We start from the raw sequence: 17707 nt of genomic DNA on the forward strand, positions 1-17707 counted from the left end.
TAAACTATGCAGAATGCAGGGGTGCCGCAAGAGAACGGTTATGTTCGGTTGCGCGGCGCAATGCATGATTGATGCTGCAGAAAGGCGTGATGATGGATACCGCAACTGTGCCCTGGCCGAAGTCGCTGTGGGCCGGCGTCACGCCTCCCGGTCCTGATTTGCCGGAACTGAGAGGCCCGGTCGAAGCCGATGTGGTCGTCATCGGCAGCGGCTTCACGGGTCTGTCGACAGCGCTGCATCTGCGCGAGGCCGGCGTCGATGTCGCCGTGGTCGAGGCGATGGAGCCGGGCTGGGGCGCGTCGGGGCGCAATAACGGCCAGGTGATCCCGACGCTGTCGCGGCCCGATCCCGAAGACATTATCAAGCGCTATGGCGCCGCCGGCGAGCGCCTTGTCGGTCTGATCCGCGACAGCGCCTCGATCCTGTTCGATCTCACGCGCCGCTATCAGATCCAGGCCGAGGCCGAACAGAATGGCTGGATTCAGCCGGTGCATTCGCCGGGCCGCATCAAGATCGCCGAGCGCCGCGTGCGGCAATGGTCCAAGCACGGCGCGCCGGTGGAACTGCTCTCACGCGAGCAGATGCGCACGATGCTCGGCTCAGACGCATGGTTCGGCGGCTTCTGGAACAAGACTGGCGGCCATATCAATCCGCTCGCGCTGGCGCGCGGTCTTGCGCGTGTGGTGCTGGAGCAGGGCGGTCGCATCTATGCGCGCTCGCCGGTGGAGAGTTATGAGCGCAAGGGCGATCGCTGGATCGTCAAGACGAAGAATGGGCAGGTCAGCGCGCGCAGCCTGATCGTCGCCACCAATGCCTATACGGGCGAATTCTCCAAGCAGCTCTCGCCAGGCATCGCGAGTGAGGTGATGCCAGTGCTGTCCTGGCAGATGGCGACGCAGCCGCTGTCGGACGAGGCGCGCAAGACCATCATCCCCGGCCGCCAGTCGATGTCGGATACCCATGGTGAACTGTATTTCGCGCGTTACGACGCGCGCAATCGTCTGGTCACCGGCGGCAATGTGGTCGGCCTCGGCGACAAGACGGAGCGGCTGAAAGTGATGGTCGCCGAACGGTTGAAGCGGCTGTGGCCGCAGATCGGCGACGTCAAGTTCGACTATGTCTGGAACGGCTATGTCGGCATGACCACGGATTTCCTGCCGCGCATGCACAAGCTCGGGCCGAATGCCTATGGCTGGACCGGCTGCAACGGCCGCGGCGTGGCGCTGTCGGTGGCGCTCGGCGATGAATTCTCGAAGGTGGTGCGCGGCGTGCCGGAGAGCGAGCTGGCTCTGCCATTCTCCGAGCCAGTCCCGATCGCAGCGCACGGACTGATGCGATTGCTCGCACCCTTCATGCTGCTGGTCTATCGCCGCAGGGACGCGAAGGAGATGGCTTAGCGTACGCCACACACTCAGCCCTCATCCTGAGGAGCCGCGCAGCGGCGTCTCGAAGGATGGACGCGAGCTCGGAACCTAGCCATCTCATGGTTCGAGACGCGCGCAAGTGCGCGCTCCTCACCATGAGGGATGAAGCTACACCGTCACCGGCTTTCGGCTGCGCGCGAAATCGCCGCCGGGGATCGAAGCCAGCAGCGCCTTGGTATAAGCGTGCTGCGGATTGCCGAACACCTCGCCGGCCAGTCCGTGCTCGACGACTTCGCCGTCCTTCATCACAGCGACGAGATCGCAGATCTGCGCGGCAACGCGCAAATCATGCGTGATGAACACGATGGAGAGCCCAAGCCGCTCGCGCAGCTCGTGCAGCATCTTCAGCACCTGCGCCTGCACGGAGACGTCGAGCGCGGAGACGGCTTCATCCGCCACCAGCACATCCGGTTTCAATGCGAGTGCGCGTGCAAGACCGATGCGCTGGCGTTGGCCGCCGGAGAATTCGTGCGGGAAGCGATCGATCGCGGACGGATCGAGGCCGACCAGCCGGAACAGCTCCTTCGCCTGTGCCACTGCCTGCGCACGCGGCGTACCGTGCACGATCGGGCCTTGCGCCACGAGATCGCCGGCCTTGCGACGCGGGTTCAGCGAGGCGAACGGATCCTGAAACACCATCTGGATGTGCTTGGTCTCGCGGCGCACCTCGTTGCGTGAGAGCTTCGCCCAGTCCTTGCCTTCCAGCACGATCGATCCCCCATCGGGATCGATCAGCCTGATAATGCAGCGCGCCAGCGTCGATTTGCCCGAACCTGACTCGCCGACAATGCCCAGCGTCGCACCACGCGGCAGTTTCAGCGAGACGGACTTCACGGCATGGGTCACACGCACGCCGCGGCCGAGGAAGCCGCCGTTGCGATAGGTCTTCGACACGTTGTCGAGCGTCAGGATGACGTCGTCGGACAGTGCGCGCGGCGGCGGCGCCGTCAGCGGTGGCACCGCGGCGATCAGCTGTTGCGTATAGGGATGCTGGGGATTGGTCAGCACGTCCTTGACCGCGCCTTGTTCGACCACATTGCCGTGCTGCATCACCACGACCCTGTCGGCGATCTCGGCGACGACGCCAAAATCGTGGGTGATGAACAGCACCGCGGTATTCCTGCGGCTCTGCAATTCCTTGATCAGTTTCAGGATCTGCGCCTGCGTGGTGACGTCGAGCGCGGTGGTCGGCTCGTCGGCAATCAACAGCCGCGGATCAAGAGCGAGCGCCATGGCGATCATCGCGCGCTGGCGCTGGCCGCCGGAGAGTTCGTGCGGATAGGCACGTGCGGCCTGGGCGGGATCGGGAATGTGCACATCCTGCAGCAACGCCAGCACGCGCGCCTTGATGTCGGCCTTCGAGAGCTCGGTATGGATCTCGAACATCTCGCCAATCTGGTCGCCGATGGTGCGCAGCGGATTGAGCGCCGTCATCGGCTCCTGGAAGATCATCGCGATCCCGGCGCCGCGCACCTTGCGCATCTCGGTATTCGACGCGCTGGCGAGATCCTTGCCCTCGAACAGCACGCGGCCGCCATCGATCGCGACTTCGCCGGGCAGCAGCCGCATGATGGCGTTGGCCATGACAGACTTGCCGGAGCCGGACTCGCCGACCACGCAGACGATCTCATTGGCGGAAATCGCCATGGAGACGCCGCCAAGCGCGTGTGAGCGATCGGCGCCTTTGGGCAGCTTCACGCTGAGGCCGTCGATGGTGAGGATCGGATTGTCCACGGCGCTCATCGGCTTTTCAGTCTCGGATTGAGCGCGTCATTGAGGCCCTGGCCGACCAGCGACACCGCGAGCACGGTGAGCAGAATGGCGATGCCGGGGATCGCCGAGACATACCACTGCACGCGCAGCACGTCGCGGCCAAGGCCAATGAGGTTGCCCCATGACGCCACATTGGGATCGGACAGACGCAGGAAGGCGAGTGCGCTTTCCAGCAGGATCGACAGCGCCATCACCACGCTGGCATAGACGATCACGGGCGGCAGCGCATTAGGCAGGATCTCGCCGAGGATCAGCTGGATGTCTTTCATGCCCAGCGTGCGCCCGGCCTGCACGAATTCGCGGCTGCGCAGCGACATGAATTCTGCGCGCGTCAATCGCGCCGGTGCCGGCCATGACACGATGCCCACGGCGATGGTGACGGTGGTGATGGTCGAGCCGAACACGGCGACGAGCACCAGCAGCAGCACGAAGTTCGGCAGGGTCTGGAACGCCTCGGTGATGCGCATCAAGACCGTATCGACCCAGCCGCCATAATAACCGGCAAAGGCGCCGATCAGCACGCCGATAACGACGGCGATGACAGTCGCCACGCCTCCGATCAGCAGCGAGATGCGCGCGCCGTAGAAAATCTGCGCGGCGATATCGCGGCCGGAATTGTCGGTGCCCAATAGGAAGCGTGGATTGGAGAACGGCCAGATCAGCGGCCGACCAGCCAGCGCCAGCGGATCGCGCGGATAGATCCAGCTCGCGGTGATCGCCATCACGATGACCACCAGCAGCAACAGCAGGCCGACCACGGCGGCCGGGCTGCGGAAATAGCGTTTTACGGCGTCCATCGTCAGCCCTCCGCCTGGATACGCGGATCGAGCCGCGCATAGAGAAGGTCGACGAGGAAGTTGACGAGGATGACCAAAAGCGCCGAGACGAAGACGATGCCGAGCAGCGTGTTGAGATCGCGCTGCACGACGGATTCGTAGGCCAAGCGCCCCAGACCGGGCAAAGAGAACACGCTCTCCACCACGACCGAGCCGCCGAGCATGGTGCCGGCCTGCAGGCCGATCAGCGTCACCATCGGCAGCAGGGCGTTGCGTAGCACGTGTTTTGCCACCACGCGGGTTTCGTCGAGGCCCTTGGCGCGCGCGGTGCGCACGAAATCGAGATTGAGCACTTCCAGCATCGAGGCGCGCATGATGCGCAGATAAATGGCGAGGAAGATCAGGCCCAGCGTCAGTGTCGGCAGGATCAGATGCAGCGCGATGTCGACGGTGCGGCCAAATCCGGTCTGTACGGCGCCGATATCCTCGAAGCCGCCGGCCGGCAGCCATTGCAGATAGATCGAGAACACCACGATGGCCATCAACCCGAACCAGAACGATGGCGTGGCATAGAAGACGAGGCCGAGCGTGGATATCAGGGTATCCGGCCATTTGTTGACGCCGCGTGCGGCGATGACGCCGAGCAGCAGCCCGAAGAAAAACGCGAAGGACAGCGACGCGGTCATCAAGAGGATCGTCGGCGGCAGGCGTTCGAGGATCACGGTCGCGACCGGTTTGCCATAGATCGAGGAGAAACCGAGATCGAGGCGGATCAGTCGCCACAGATAGTTGCCGAGCTGCATCGGGATCGAGAGATCGAGCCCGTAGAATTTGCGGAGCTCGCGGGCGGTTGCGGCATCGCCGCCGCCCATCTGTGCCATCATGGCATCGACGGTGTCTCCCGGTGCGAATTGCAGCAGCAGGAACACGCCGATCAGGATCAGGAATAGTGTGGGTATCGAGGCGGCGAGCCGCCGCCCCGCAAGGCTCAGGATGCGCATCTGGCTATTGTGGCGAAGTTTGGCTCAGGCGGAAAGCCAAAGATCGTGCCAGCTCGACGATCCCCAGCGCGGCGTGTTGGAATGGTTACGCGCCTTGGCCGTGATCACCGTGACGAAGATCTGTTCGATCGGCATCCACACCGGCAGTTCGGTGTTGGCTTCCTTGACGAAGGTCGCATAGAGCGCCTTGCGCTTGACCGGATCGATCTCGGTGGCCGCGTCGTCGATCACCTTGTCGATGGCCTCGTTCTTCCAGTCCCATTGGTTGGTCCAGGGCGCGCCCTTCGGCTGGCCGGAGCGATACCAGACCGTGGTCGAGACGGCGGGATCGTTGCGATACTGGTGCCAGCCGGTTGAGAGGTCGAAGGCGTGATCGTCATAGACCTGCTTCAGGAAGCCGCCGCCGTCGTTGCGGACGATCTCGACGGGAATGCCGACTTCGCCGAGTGACTGCTGGATGAAGGTCGCCCACAGCGAGATGTCCTCGCCCCAGGGCGCGGGCAGCAGGCGCAGCGAGAACCGGGTGCCGCCGGCACCTGGCTTGAAGCCGGCCTCGTCGAGCAGCGCGGCCGCCTTCTTCTTGTCGTAGGGATATTGCGGCGTATCCGGACCCGGATAGAAGTCGGTGGAGACCGAGGGGATCGGGCCGGTGCCGAGCTTGGCGAAATCGCCAAGGAAGTTCTCGATGAAGAACGGCACATTGATCGCATGCGCAATGGCGCGGCGAACGCGGATGTCCGCGAGCTCCTTGCGGCGGAAATTGAACTCGATGGTGTTGGTGCGCGCGTTGCCTTCATTGCCCTTGGTGGAGACGATGAAGCGCTTGTCCTTGCTCAGCCGTGCCGTGTCGGAAATCGTGAGACCGGTGAACGGGCTGTATTGAATGTCGCCGGCTTCCATCTGGGCGGCAGCGGCAGCGCGGTCGGTGACGACCTTCCAGACGATACGGTCGAGATAGGGCGCATTGGGGCGCCAGTAGTTCTCGTTGCGCTCGGCGATGATGTATTGGCCGCGCTCGTATTTGACGAATTTGAACGGGCCGGTGCCGACAGGGGCGAGGTTGGTGGGGTTCTGGCGGATGTCGCTGCTGCCCTCATAGAGGTGCTTGGCGGAGATGTAGCCGAGGTCCGGCAGCGCGCGCAGCAGCAGGCCGAGCGGCATCGGCCGCTCATATTTGAAGATCGCGGTCTGCGCGTCCGGCGTTTCCACCGCGGTGAGGAACAGCTGCAGGGTCGATCCGTAATTGAGGATCTTCTTCCACATGTTCATGGCGGTGAATTGGACGTCGGCCGAGGTGAACGGCTTGCCGTCGTGCCAGGTCACGCCCTTACGCAACTTGAAGGTGATGGTCTTGCCGTCCGGTGTGGATTCCCAGCTCTCCGCGAGCACGCCGATCGGCTGGCCATTGGCGTCGAGATCGACCAGTGCTTCCTGGATCTTGCCGCCGATGATGTAGACGCCAGTAGAGGCCTGAATGCTGGGGTTGAGCTGACGCTGTTCTGCACCGTAATGGACATTGAACACGCCGCCCTTGCGGGGCGTTTCCTGCGCGAAGGCGCGCAGCGGGTTCGCGACATTGGCGGCAATGGCGGCGGATGTCAGCAGCGCCGTGCGGCGGGTCATTTCCAGGCGGGTCATGGTGTCGAAGTCTCCTGCGTCGTGCCTGCGCAGATGGAACCAGCGCATAGCCCGCGCAACCTAGGGCATAACCGGCGGCCAAGTCATTCCCTAATGCTGCGGCGGCTCAGAGAATTCTTGCAAGACATGGCAATGGCGCAGCATAAAATGCCGCGCCATTGCTTCGATCTGAAAGCTTTGCTCAAAAGTTATGCCGGCCCGCACACAGGGCGGGCAACTGCACGCTTCAGCGCATCTTGACGCTCGGTTCGCGGCTCCAGAGCCGCAGCTTGGCCAGCTTGTCCATGAAGCCCGCCACGTCGTCGGCGTTGCCCAGCGCAACGACGCCTTCATCGAGGTCGTCCGCGATTCCCACCTTGGCGAACAACCGCTCGGCGGCCTCGGAATGGCCGATAAACTTGCAGTGGGTAAAGGCGTCGGTGACGAAGTCGCGGGCGGCCGACTCCTGCAGGAGGTCGTCGATTCCGGCTTCCGCCGGGAGCAAGGCCACTGCGTCATAGAGAACGGACGGGCCACCATCGATCATCTGGTCGGCGGCGACCAGGCTGCCATCGCTGGCTTCAACGCCGTTCACCTTTGGCGCAATGATCTCGTATGTTGCGCCGGCCTCCGTCACCGCGCCTTGCAGGGCGGCAAGCAGTTTGGCATCGACCCCGTCGGTGACGAGGATGCCGAGCTTGCGGCCCTCGAAACGCTGCGGGCCATTTGCGACAATGCTGAGCGCTGGCGACTCCGCCAGATCCTGCCGCGCGGGCATCGCCGCGTCAGCAGGCTTCGGCATCGTCGGAAGACCCAGCATGGTGCCGACCCTGTTGGCCAGTCCTTCATCGATGTTCAGGAGATGCGCGACCATGCGCTCGCGGATCACCGGTGTCTTCACTTTGCTCAATTCGAAAGTCAGCGCTGCGGCAATATGGTGTTGCTCGCCCCTGGTCTGGCTGATGAAGAACTGCCGTGCCTGGCTGTAGTGATCCGCAAAGCTCTCCGCGCGCAGCCGACGCTTCGCGCCTTGCTCTATGTCAGCAAATGTCTTGAAGCCTTTGGCGGTTGACTCGCGCGGGCCTACGCCGAACGAATTCGGCTGGTAGTTGACGCGACCGACCGGGTTGCGCATGGCCATGTGCCCGTCCTGCTGGAAATGTCCGAACGGACATTTCGGAGCATTGATCGGGATATGGGTGAAGTTCGGACTGCCGAGCCGCTTCAGCTGTGTATCCAGATAGGAGAAGTTGCGGCCTTGCAGCAGCGGGTCATTGGTGAAGTCGATGCCGGGCGGAACATTCTGCGTCATGAACGCGACCTGCTCGGTCTCAGCAAAGAAATTGTCCGGCATGCGGTCCAGCACCAGACGGCCGATAGCGATCGGGGGCACGAGTTCTTCGGGGATGATCTTGGTGGGATCGAGCACGTCGAAATCGAATTTGTCAGCAAACTCGTTGTTGAATAGCTGCACCCGCAGCTCCCATTCGGGATAGTCGCCGGACTGGATAGCGCTCCACAAGTCGCGGCGATGAAAATCCGGATCGGCGCCGTTGATCTTGACGGCCTCGTTCCACAGCACCGATTGCAGACCGAGCTTCGGCTTCCAGTGGAATTTGACGAAGGTCGATTCGTCCTTGGCATTTACGAAGCGGAACGTATGGACGCCGAACCCCTCCATGAAGCGGAAAGAGCGGGGAATCGTTCGGTCCGACATCTGCCACATGACCATGTGCATGCTTTCGGGCGTCAGCGAAATGAAATCCCAGAAGTTGTCATGCGCCGACTGCGCCTGAGGGAAGGCGCTGTCGGGCTCTTCCTTCACGGCATGGACCAGATCGGGAAACTTGATTGCATCCTGGATGAAGAACACCGGGATGTTGTTGCCGACCAGGTCCCAGTTGCCCTCTTGGGTATAGATTTTGACGGCAAAGCCGCGCACGTCGCGTGCGAGGTCGAACGAGCCCTTGCTGCCCGCGACCGTCGAGAATCGAACGAAGGCGGGGGTTCGCTCGCCTGCGCGCTGAAACAGATCTGCGCGGGTATGCTTGGCCAGTGAATCGTAATTTTCGAAGAAGCCATGCGCGGCATAACCGCGTGCATGGACCACGCGTTCGGGAATCCGTTCGTGATCGAAATGGAAGATCTTTTCACGAAAGTGAAAATCCTCGAGCAATGTCGGTCCGCGCGATCCGGCCTTGAGCGAGTTTTGATCGTCGAAAACCGGGCCGCCCTGGGCCGTCGTCAGCAACGCGTCATCTGGTCCGGCGATCTGATGGAGTTCGCCGCCTTCACCGCGAATGAGCGTCTGATCGTGAATCGTTGCATTGGTGGTGCCGCTTTTGGGCATTGATGATTTGGCCATGGGATGTCTCGCAGAAGTTACCGGGAGAAGGGCCCGCGATTGCGTTCGCGGGCCTCAGGGAGTTCGGCGTTGGGCAGGCGCTACTTGCTGAGGTTCTGCGCCATTTCGAGGTGATGCTTCAGCGCCGGCAGCGTCTTTCCGGCCCAGTCCTTCAATTCGGTATTGTCGCCGCTTTTGGCGTAGCGCTCGAACAGATCAACCGCGTCCTTGTGGGCGTCGAGCTGGACCGAATTGAAGTTCTTGCTGAAGTCAGCGCCGCTTTGTTCCTTCAACTTGTCGAGCTTACTTTGATGCGCGCTGTCGAGCGCTGCCGGAAGTTCGGCCTTAACCTTGCCGCTGCTGACCATCGCCTTCAGCTCGGTGCTGGTCTTGGTGTGATCTTTCACCATCATGGCTGCAAAGGATTTCTCGGCGGCATTTCCCTTGCTTTCCGCCAGCGTGTTGGACTGGATCTCGAACATGTCGCTGATCGCGACCTGCTTGACGAAATCAGGGGTGCTTGGGCTGACACCGAGAACGGAATTGACTCCCGTCTTTTCGCCGACGGACTGCGCGTAAACGGCTGGGGCGAGGGCGGAGGACACGAGCAACAGGCTCGCAGCAATAAGGGTGCGGCGTTTCATGATTTTTCCAATGTTTGGACGAGGGCATCAGATGTCAGCACAACCGGATCAATCGTGTTGTGTTCCGGACCAAATGAGTCGGGGGCGAAGGCCCCGATCAGGCCTGTCTGGGCCGCCCGGTCCCAGCCGGGCCGGAAGGGCCTCGTGTTGGCTCGATCATTGCTTTCGGTTCTGGTACAAACCGCACGCAACCCGAACCCGGATAATTTTATGCGTAAGCTTACCGTCGCCGCCGCCCAATTGGGCCCAATTCAGAAAGCCGAAAGCCGCGAGGCCGTGGTCAAGCGCATGCTGGCGCTGCTGGACGAAGCCAAGGGGAAGGGCGCCGACCTCGTCGTCTATCCGGAACTGGCGCTGACCACCTTCTTCCCGCGCTGGTACATGACCGACCAGAAGGAGGTCGACACCTGGTTCGAGTCGGAAATGCCGAACGCTGCGACGCAGCCGCTGTTCGACGCCGCCGCCAAGGCCGGTATCGCGCTGTCAATCGGCTACGCCGAACTGACGCCCGACGGCCATCACTTCAACACCCAGATCCTCACCGACAAGACTGGCAAGATCGTCGGCAAATATCGCAAGGTGCATCTGCCCGGACATGTCGAATTCGACACCGAGCGTGCGTTCCAGCATCTGGAAAAGCGTTATTTCGAACCGGGCGACCTTGGCTTTCCCGTGTTCCGCGCGCTGGGCGGCATCTTCGGCATGATGGTGTGCAACGATCGCCGCTGGCCGGAATCCTATCGCGTGATGGGCCTGCAGGGAGTCGAGATGATCGTGCTCGGCTACAACACGCCGTCGGTGAATTCGCAGAAGTCGGTCGAGGGCCCGGAGCAGCGCCTGTTCCACAATCGCCTGTCGGTGCAGGCCGGCGCCTATCAGAACTCGACCTTCGTGGTCGCCGTCGCCAAGGCCGGCGATGAAGACGGTCATCCCCTGATCGGCGGTTCGCTGATCGTCGATCCCAATGGCGTCATTCTCGCCGAAGCCAAGACCGAAGGCGATGAGCTGCTGGTTTGCACCGTCGATCTCGACGACACGAAATTCGGCAAGGACACCATCTTCGACTTCAAGCGTCACCGCCGCATCGAGCACTATGGCCGGATCACCAGCCAGACGGGCGTGGTGTTGCCGCCGGAGTAAGTGAATCGCTCTTTGGCTGAGGTGACGCAGACCTAACCTCTCCCCGCTCCCGGGCGAAGCGAAGCTTCGCTAGGCGGGGAGAGGTCGCCGCGTCTTCGCGGCGGGTGAGGGGCGGTTCACCGCAGTCGCGTTAATGTCGGATTCTCGTGTCGATCGTCGAGCAGTTCGCTTGCTGTAGAGTTAAGGCTGAGTTCGTGCCTCGCCCCTCACCCCGACCCTCTCCCCGCGCAGTGCGGGGCGAGGGAGCGCATTCCCGCCGGAGTGAAATCCGCTACTGAAACATCACCGTGCCGATGGCCATGCTCACCGCAGCCTGGGTCGGATCGATCACCGGAATGCCGAGCGCATCCTCAAGCGCGCTGCGATGACGCGACATGCCCGCGCAGCCCATGACCACGGCATTGGCGCCGTCCTCGTCCTTCAACTGGCGACCGACCTTGATCATGCGCGCCAGCGTGTCGTCGCCGGAGGCAGCTTCCGCCACGGTCATGTTGAGCGGACGTTCGCCGGCGAAGCGATCCATCAGGCACATCTGGCGCAGATAACGCATGTGCCGGCCGATCGAGCCCTGCGCCACCGCGATGACGCCGAAGCGGTCGCCGCGTGACAGCGCCGTCAGCACGCCGGATTCGGCGATGCCGAAGACAGGGCGCTGCGTCGCCTCGCGGCAAACGTGCAGGCCGGGATCGGAATAGCAGGCGATGACGAAGGCATCGGCCGAATTGTCCGCGGCCACCAGCCGGCTCAGCGGTATCGTGACGCTTTCGAGATCGGCCTGCGTCTGCACGCCCAATGGTCCTTCCGCCAGCGTGACGCATTCGATCTCGGGCCCGGCCTCGAACATCACCGGTTGCAACGCCTCCGCGAGGTTGCGCGTCACCTGCGGGTTGCTGTTCGGATTGACCACCAGAATCTTCTTGCGGGGCTGCATATTCGGCTCCTTGTCAGGACAGCAGTATTACCGGAAAGTGCCGACCGTCAAAGCCTGTAAAATGTTCGCATATCTGATCTCATCCCTGGAGTTCTGCCCTTGTCCGATCCCGTCTACGACCTCGTAATCCGCGGTGGCACCGTCGCCACATCGAGCGATGTATTTGCCGCCGATGTCGGTATTACCGGCGAGACCGTCGTGGCACTGGGCAGCGGGCTTGCAGCCGGCAAGACGGAGATCGATGCAACAGGCAAGCTGGTATTGCCAGGCGGCGTCGATGCCCATGCCCATATCGAACAACTCTCCGCCGCCGGCATCATGAATGCCGACACCTTCGAGAGCGCGACGCGGTCCGCGGCCTTTGGCGGCACCACCAGCGTGATTTCTTTCGCCGCCCAGCATGTCGGCATGGATGTGCGCGAGGTCGTCACCGATTACACGGCGCTGGCGAAGAAGGGCGCAATGATCGACTACGCCTTCCACATCATCGTCTCCGACGTCACCGACAAGGTCATCGCCGAGGATATTCCGGCGCTGGTCAGGGAAGGCCATTCCTCGATCAAGATATTCATGACCTATGACCGGCTCAAGGTCGATGACGAGAAGTTGCTGGATATTCTCGCCGCAGCGCGCGAAGCCAAAGCGCTGGTCTGCGTTCACGCGGAGAACCACGGCGTCATCGCCTGGATGGTGAAGCGCCTGATCGACAAGGGCTACACCGCGCCGAAATATCACGCCGTCAGCCATGCGCGCGTCTCGGAGTCCGAAGCCTTCACGCGGCTGATCGCGTTCAGCGAATTGCTCGACCAGCCGGTGATGATCTTCCACGTCTCGACGCGCGAAGGCGCCGCGGTGATCCGCGAAGCGCGCGGCCGCGGCGTCAAGATTTTCGCCGAGACCTGCCCGCAATATCTGTTCCTCACCGCGGAGGATCTCGACAAGCCGGGCACTGAAGGCGCGAAGTGGATGTGCAGCCCGCCGGCGCGCACCACGGACGATCAGGAAGCGCTGTGGCAGGCATTGTCGCTCGGCGATCTGCAACTGATCTCGTCGGATCACGCGCCCTATCGCTATGACGAGACCGGCAAGCTGCGCGCCGGGCCGAACCCGACATTCAAGCAGGTCGCCAACGGTCTGCCGGGCCTCGAAGTGCGCCTGCCGCTGCTGTTCGACGCGATGGTGTCGAAAGGACGCCTCGGCCTGTCGAAATTCGTCGAGCTGACATCGACTGCACCGGCGCAGATCTACAATCTGCCGAAGAAGGGCTCCATCGCCATCGGCAACGATGCCGACATTGCGATCTGGGATCCCGCCCGCAAGGTCACGCTCTCGGACGAGATGATGCACGATCTCGCCGGCTTCTCGCCGTTCTCCGGCCGCACCGTCACCGGCTGGCCCGAGAAGGTCCTGTTGCGCGGCCGCGTGCTGGTCGATGGCAATACGTTCACCAGCAAGCCGGGCGAGGGACGCCTGATGCTGCGCGAGGGCGGCAAGGCCGCGACGCCGTCAGGCAGACTCGCCGCCGAGATGGATCCGGCGAAGAACTTTGGCGCAAAGTTGCTGTGATGCCAAACATGCTCGATCCCAATCTGCCGGCTTTTGCGGATATACAGACGCCTGCGCTGGTGCTGGATGCGTCAGCGCTTCAACGCAACATCCAGGGAATGGCCGAGTTCGCCAAAGCGCATGGCGTTGCGCTTCGCCCGCATGCCAAGACTCATAAGTCGACGCGCATCGCGCAGATGCAGATCGAGGCCGGCGCTGTCGGCATTTCCTGCGCGACGGTCGCCGAGATCGAGGCCTTTGCGCAGGCTGGCATCACAGGGCTGCTGCTGACGACACCTGTCGCCGATCGGCCGAAGCTCGCGCGTCTGGCCGCTGTCGCCGACCAATCCGATATCAGCATCGTCGTCGATCACGCCGACCAGATTCATGTTCTGCACGAATTGCTCGATGCCGGCAGCCGTCCGCTGCAGATACTGATCGATATCGATGTCGGCCAGCGCCGCACCGGTGTCGTTGACACAGCATCGACACTCGCGCTCGCGCAACTGATCGAAGCCACGCCGGGCATGACATTCGGCGGCATCCAGGGTTTTGCGGGGCATGTGCAGCACGTGATCGACTCGCAGGAGCGCAGGGCAGGTGCTGCGCGCGTGCGCGCGATGCTCGACGAGCATCTGCATGTGCTGACCGAAGCCGGCATCAAGGCGGAGATCGTCACCGGCAGTGGCACTGGAGCTTGTGCCTATGATGCAACGGGCACTTTCACCGAGTTGCAGGTCGGTTCCTACGTATTCATGGATTCTGACTACGGCAAGTTGGAGCACGAGGGTGGCGTGCTGCCTTACGATCCAAGTCTGTTCATTCTCGCGACGGTCACGTCGGTGAATCGTGCCGGCGAATTCACCGTTGATGCCGGCGTCAAGGCGATGGCCTTCAACGGCCCGGTGCCGTCGCTGATGTTAGGTGTGCCGGAAGGGTCGACCTATCGCTTCGGCGGCGACGAACATGGCATGATCACGATGCCATCAGGCGCGGAAGCGCCGAAACTCGGCAGTCGCGTATTGCTGCTGACCACGCATTGCGATCCCACGGTGAATTTGCACGCGGCGTATCAGGTGGTCGGGCATAACAATGGCGTCGAGACCTGGCCGGTGCTGGCGCGGTACGGGGCGTGAGAACCTCTCCGCTGTCGTCCCCGCGCAGGCGGGGACCCATACACTCTAGAGATTTGGTTAGAACGCTGACCGTTGTAACTCTGCCGCCTAACCGCGTTGACCGTGGTTATGGGTCCCCGCCTGCGCGGGGACGACAACTGAGTGTCAATGTGTCCCACCCAAAAACGCATCCGACACCGTCGGATCATTGATCAACGCCTGCGCCGTGCCTGAGGTCACAACGCGGCCGGTCTCCAGCAGATAGGCCCGGTCGACGATCTTCAGCGTCTGCCGCGCCTTCTGCTCGACCAGCATCACCGTGAGGCCTTCGTCGCGGAACTGCGCGATCATCTTGAACAGCGTATCGGTCATCAGCGGCGCGAGGCCGAGCGAGGGCTCGTCGAGCAGCAGCAGCTTCGGCTTCGACAGCAGTGCACGCCCGATGGCCAGCATCTGCTGTTCGCCGCCGGACAATAGGCTGGCGAGACCGTCACGGCGCTTGCCGAGGATCGGGAAGCGCTCGAGCATCCGGCCGACATCGGCCATCGCCTCGGCCTTGTCCGGGCGGGTGTAGATGCCCATCAACAGGTTTTCATAGACCGTCATGCGCGCGAGAATGCCGCGGCCTTCCGGCACCAGCGCGATGCCGCGGCGCAGATTCTTCTCGGCGGCATTCGGCACGAGCTTCTCGCCCTGATAGGTGATGTCGCCCTGGAATGGCAGCAGTCCTGCAATGGACCGCGCAATCGTGCTCTTGCCGGCGCCATTGGCGCCGAGCAGTGCGACGATTTCGCCCTGCTTGATGTCGAGATCGACGCCGCGCACCGCGGTGATGGCGCCGTAGCGGACCTGCAAGCCCCGGATCGTGAGCATCAGTCGTCCTTTCCGAGATAGGCGTCGAGGACGACCGGGTTGGCGCGCACTTCCTCGGGCCTGCCTTCGGCGATCAGCACGCCGAAATCGAGGACATAGAGATAGTCGCAGAGCCGCATCACGAAATTCATGTCATGTTCGATCAGGAGAATGGTGAGGCCGGTGTCGCGCAAGCGGATCATCAGCGCGCGGATCTCCTCGGCCTCGTCGTGGTTCATGCCGGCCACGGGTTCATCCAGCAGCAGCAGCTTCGGTTTGGCGGTGACGGCGCGCGCCATCTCCACCTTGCGCTGGATGCCGTAGGGCAGGGATTTCGCGGGGCGATCGCGTAGTTCGGTGAGGCCGAAGAACTCCATCACTTCCTCGGCGCGTTCCTGCGCCGCCGGATTGGCCCAGGAGATCGGCAGCAGACGCCGCCACGCGCTTTCGCTATGCGGCTGCGCCACCAGCAGATGTTCCCAGACCGTCATGCTGCCGAACAGGCGGATGTTCTGGAAGGTGCGGGCGATGCCCTCGCGCACGATGCGATAGGACGGCCACTGCGTGACGTCGACGCCCTTGAGTTTCACTTCGCCGGCATCCGCGCGATAGGCGCCGGTGATGGTGTTGAACAAGGTTGTCTTGCCGGCGCCGTTCGGGCCGATCACGCCGACGATCTTGCCTTCCGGCACTTCGCAGACCATGCTCGACAACGCGTGGATGCCGCCGAACGTCTTGGTGACGCCGGTGAGTTGAAGCAGCGCGTCGCTCATGCCGCGGCCCTCCGGAAGGTGAGCGTTCGGATCAGCGTACGATCGAGAATGCCCTGACGCCGGACCAGCAGCACGACGATCAGCAGCGTGCCGAAGGCAGCGAGCCGCCAGTCGGCGATCGGACGCAGAAATTCAGGCAGGAACACCAGCAGCAATGAGCCGACCAGCGAGCCCGGTCCGACGGTGGAGCCGCCGAGGATCACGGCCAGCACGAATTCGATCGAGCGATCGAAGCCGAAATTCGCCGGCTCGATATAGACGTTGTGATGCGCGAACAATCCGCCGGAAATGGCGGCCACGGCCGCGCCGACGCCGAAGGCGCCGATCTTGGTCACGGTGGTATTGAGACCGATCAGGCCCGCTGCCGTCTCGTCATCATGCACCGCCTGCATTTCCAGCCAGACGCGCGAGCGCTCCAGCAGCATCACCGCGATCAGGATGCCGCCGGCCCATAGCCAGACATAGCCGACCGAGATGTGCTGCATGCCGCGATAACCGCCGGAGCCGCCCATGGCGTCGAAATTGAGGAAGAAGCTGCGCACCATTTCGCCGAAGCCGACGGTGGCCATCGCGAGATAGATGCCTTTGAGGCGCAGCGCGGGGAAGGCAACGATGGCGCCGATGATGCCGGCGGCGATCGCCGAGATCACCAGTGCGAGCGTCAGCGGTACGTTCAGCGCGACGGTGAGGTACGACGACAGGTAAGCGCCGATTCCCATGAAGGCGCCATTGCCGAGCGAGAGCTGGCCGGTGGCGAGGATGATATAGACGCTGAGTGCGCCAAGCAGGAGGATGCCGGACTCGGCGAGCAGGCTTGCGTAATAGGTCGACATCAGACGCGCTGCCCCTGATCGGATCGCGCGCCGCCAAGCAGGCCCTGTGGACGCAGCAACAAAATCAAAATCATGAAGCCGTAGACGACGAAGTCGCGCACCTGCGAGCCGCCGTAAGCGACGGTCAGCACTTCGGCGATGCCGATCAAGGGACCCGCGACCAGCGCGCCCCAGATCTGGCGCGTGCCGCCGATCACCATCACGGCGATGGCCTTGAGGCCGATCTCGACGCCGAGATAGGGCGTGATGGCGCCGTAGTGCAGGGCGATCAAAACGCCGGCGACGCCGGCGAGCGAGCCCGACAGGATGAAGGCCAGCATGGTCAGGCGGTCAGCGGAGACGCCCAGGATTCTTGCGACTTCACGGTTCTCGGCCACGGCGCGCAGCGCGCGGCCTATCGGGGTTTTCTGCACGATATAGGCAACCAGCGCGACCAGCACGACGGTGGCGACGAGAACGATCAGCTGCATCTCGCCGATATTGACCGGGCCGAACGCATATTGCTTGCCGAAATATTCGTCGGGGAGCTGGGCCGGATCCGAGCCCCAGATATTGGTGGCCACGTTCTGCAGGATGATCGAGAAACCCAGCGTCGACAGCATCGGCGTCACCAGCGGCGCGTCGCGCAGCGGCTGGTAGCCGATCTTCTCGATGGCGATGGCGATCACGGCTGCGCCGAGCATGCCGCCGAGCACGGCGACCGGAAGCGGAAAGCCTGCGGTGATCAGCGTGAAGCCGAGATAGCCGCCGATCATGAACAGTTCGGCAATCGCGAGATTGAGAATGCCGAGAATGCCCATCACGAGCGAGAACGACAGCGCCAGCAGCGTATAGACCGCTCCGAGCGTCAGGCCGTTGACGAGTTGCTGTATCAGCATGGGAATCGCAATCGTTAAATCAGGTGGTCGTCATCATGACTGCGGCCGGGAGGACTTCCCG

15 protein-coding genes are annotated in these 17707 nt (G+C 62.9%); 4 read left to right on the top strand and 11 right to left on the bottom strand.

Annotation, left to right across the window (positions count from 1 at the left end; genetic code table 11):
- Positions 1 to 92: 92 nt before the first annotated feature.
- The gene (locus AB8B02_RS03670) at positions 93 to 1397 is read left to right on the top strand and encodes an NAD(P)/FAD-dependent oxidoreductase (protein WP_439064579.1); all 1305 of its coding nucleotides are present in this window, start codon (positions 93 to 95) and stop codon (positions 1395 to 1397) included.
- Between the two features lie 135 nt (positions 1398 to 1532).
- Here AB8B02_RS03670 and AB8B02_RS03675 read toward each other — a convergent pair whose 3' ends face one another.
- From AB8B02_RS03675 to AB8B02_RS03700, 6 genes are all read right to left on the bottom strand, one after another.
- Positions 1533 to 3167 (bottom strand): ABC transporter ATP-binding protein, encoded by a 1635-nt coding sequence (locus AB8B02_RS03675; protein WP_439063142.1) that lies wholly within the window; start codon positions 3165 to 3167, stop codon positions 1533 to 1535.
- Positions 3164 to 3994 (bottom strand): ABC transporter permease, encoded by an 831-nt coding sequence (locus AB8B02_RS03680; protein ID WP_068738869.1) that lies wholly within the window; start codon positions 3992 to 3994, stop codon positions 3164 to 3166. The genes AB8B02_RS03675 and AB8B02_RS03680 overlap by 4 nt, the downstream gene beginning before the upstream one ends.
- 2 nt (positions 3995 to 3996) lie before the next feature.
- The gene (locus tag AB8B02_RS03685; protein WP_309946958.1) at positions 3997 to 4974 is read right to left on the bottom strand and encodes an ABC transporter permease; all 978 of its coding nucleotides are present in this window, start codon (positions 4972 to 4974) and stop codon (positions 3997 to 3999) included.
- A 24-nt stretch (positions 4975 to 4998) separates the two neighbouring features.
- Positions 4999 to 6612, bottom strand: a complete 1614-nt coding sequence (locus AB8B02_RS03690) for an ABC transporter substrate-binding protein (RefSeq protein ID WP_309946957.1) — start codon at positions 6610 to 6612, stop codon at positions 4999 to 5001.
- A gap of 226 nt (positions 6613 to 6838) precedes the next feature.
- Entirely contained in the window at positions 6839 to 8956 is a 2118-nt protein-coding gene (locus AB8B02_RS03695) for a catalase (protein ID WP_439063143.1), read from the bottom strand.
- A gap of 80 nt (positions 8957 to 9036) precedes the next feature.
- Positions 9037 to 9579: a DUF4142 domain-containing protein gene (locus tag AB8B02_RS03700; RefSeq protein ID WP_120288795.1), complete on the bottom strand. Its 543-nt coding sequence runs from the start codon at positions 9577 to 9579 to the stop codon at positions 9037 to 9039.
- A gap of 210 nt (positions 9580 to 9789) precedes the next feature.
- Between AB8B02_RS03700 and AB8B02_RS03705 the strand changes: the two genes are divergently transcribed.
- Entirely contained in the window at positions 9790 to 10719 is a 930-nt protein-coding gene (locus AB8B02_RS03705) for an N-carbamoyl-D-amino-acid hydrolase (RefSeq protein WP_120288796.1), read from the top strand.
- A 271-nt stretch (positions 10720 to 10990) separates the two neighbouring features.
- Here AB8B02_RS03705 and AB8B02_RS03710 read toward each other — a convergent pair whose 3' ends face one another.
- Positions 10991 to 11650, bottom strand: coding sequence for an aspartate/glutamate racemase family protein (locus AB8B02_RS03710; RefSeq protein ID WP_199712036.1), 660 nt, complete (start codon positions 11648 to 11650; stop codon positions 10991 to 10993).
- A gap of 99 nt (positions 11651 to 11749) precedes the next feature.
- Between AB8B02_RS03710 and hydA the strand changes: the two genes are divergently transcribed.
- Positions 11750 to 13216 carry a dihydropyrimidinase gene (gene hydA / locus AB8B02_RS03715; protein WP_309946953.1) on the top strand — a complete coding sequence of 489 codons (1467 nt, stop codon included), beginning with the start codon at positions 11750 to 11752 and terminating at the stop codon, positions 13214 to 13216.
- 8 nt (positions 13217 to 13224) lie between these two features.
- Positions 13225 to 14331, top strand: coding sequence for a DSD1 family PLP-dependent enzyme (locus AB8B02_RS03720; RefSeq protein WP_309946951.1), 1107 nt, complete (start codon positions 13225 to 13227; stop codon positions 14329 to 14331).
- 144 nt (positions 14332 to 14475) lie between these two features.
- On the opposite strand, the gene AB8B02_RS03725 is transcribed toward AB8B02_RS03720, so the two are convergent.
- The 4 genes from AB8B02_RS03725 to AB8B02_RS03740 are packed head-to-tail and all read right to left on the bottom strand — an operon-like array spanning position 14476 to position 17646.
- Complete coding sequence (locus AB8B02_RS03725) at positions 14476 to 15183, bottom strand: ABC transporter ATP-binding protein (protein WP_309946949.1); 708 nt, start codon at positions 15181 to 15183, stop codon at positions 14476 to 14478.
- Positions 15183 to 15935 carry an ABC transporter ATP-binding protein gene (locus tag AB8B02_RS03730; RefSeq protein WP_309946948.1) on the bottom strand — a complete coding sequence of 251 codons (753 nt, stop codon included), beginning with the start codon at positions 15933 to 15935 and terminating at the stop codon, positions 15183 to 15185. The genes AB8B02_RS03725 and AB8B02_RS03730 overlap by 1 nt, the downstream gene beginning before the upstream one ends.
- Entirely contained in the window at positions 15932 to 16768 is an 837-nt protein-coding gene (locus AB8B02_RS03735) for a branched-chain amino acid ABC transporter permease (protein WP_309946946.1), read from the bottom strand. The genes AB8B02_RS03730 and AB8B02_RS03735 overlap by 4 nt, the downstream gene beginning before the upstream one ends.
- Positions 16768 to 17646, bottom strand: a complete 879-nt coding sequence (locus tag AB8B02_RS03740; protein ID WP_439063144.1) for a branched-chain amino acid ABC transporter permease — start codon at positions 17644 to 17646, stop codon at positions 16768 to 16770. The genes AB8B02_RS03735 and AB8B02_RS03740 overlap by 1 nt, the downstream gene beginning before the upstream one ends.
- Positions 17647 to 17707: the final 61 nt, after the last annotated feature.

Origin of the sequence: Tardiphaga sp. 862_B3_N4_1 (genome assembly GCF_051811085.1) — a bacterium.
In the GTDB taxonomy this organism is placed as follows: Bacteria; Pseudomonadota; Alphaproteobacteria; order Rhizobiales; family Xanthobacteraceae; genus Tardiphaga; species Tardiphaga robiniae.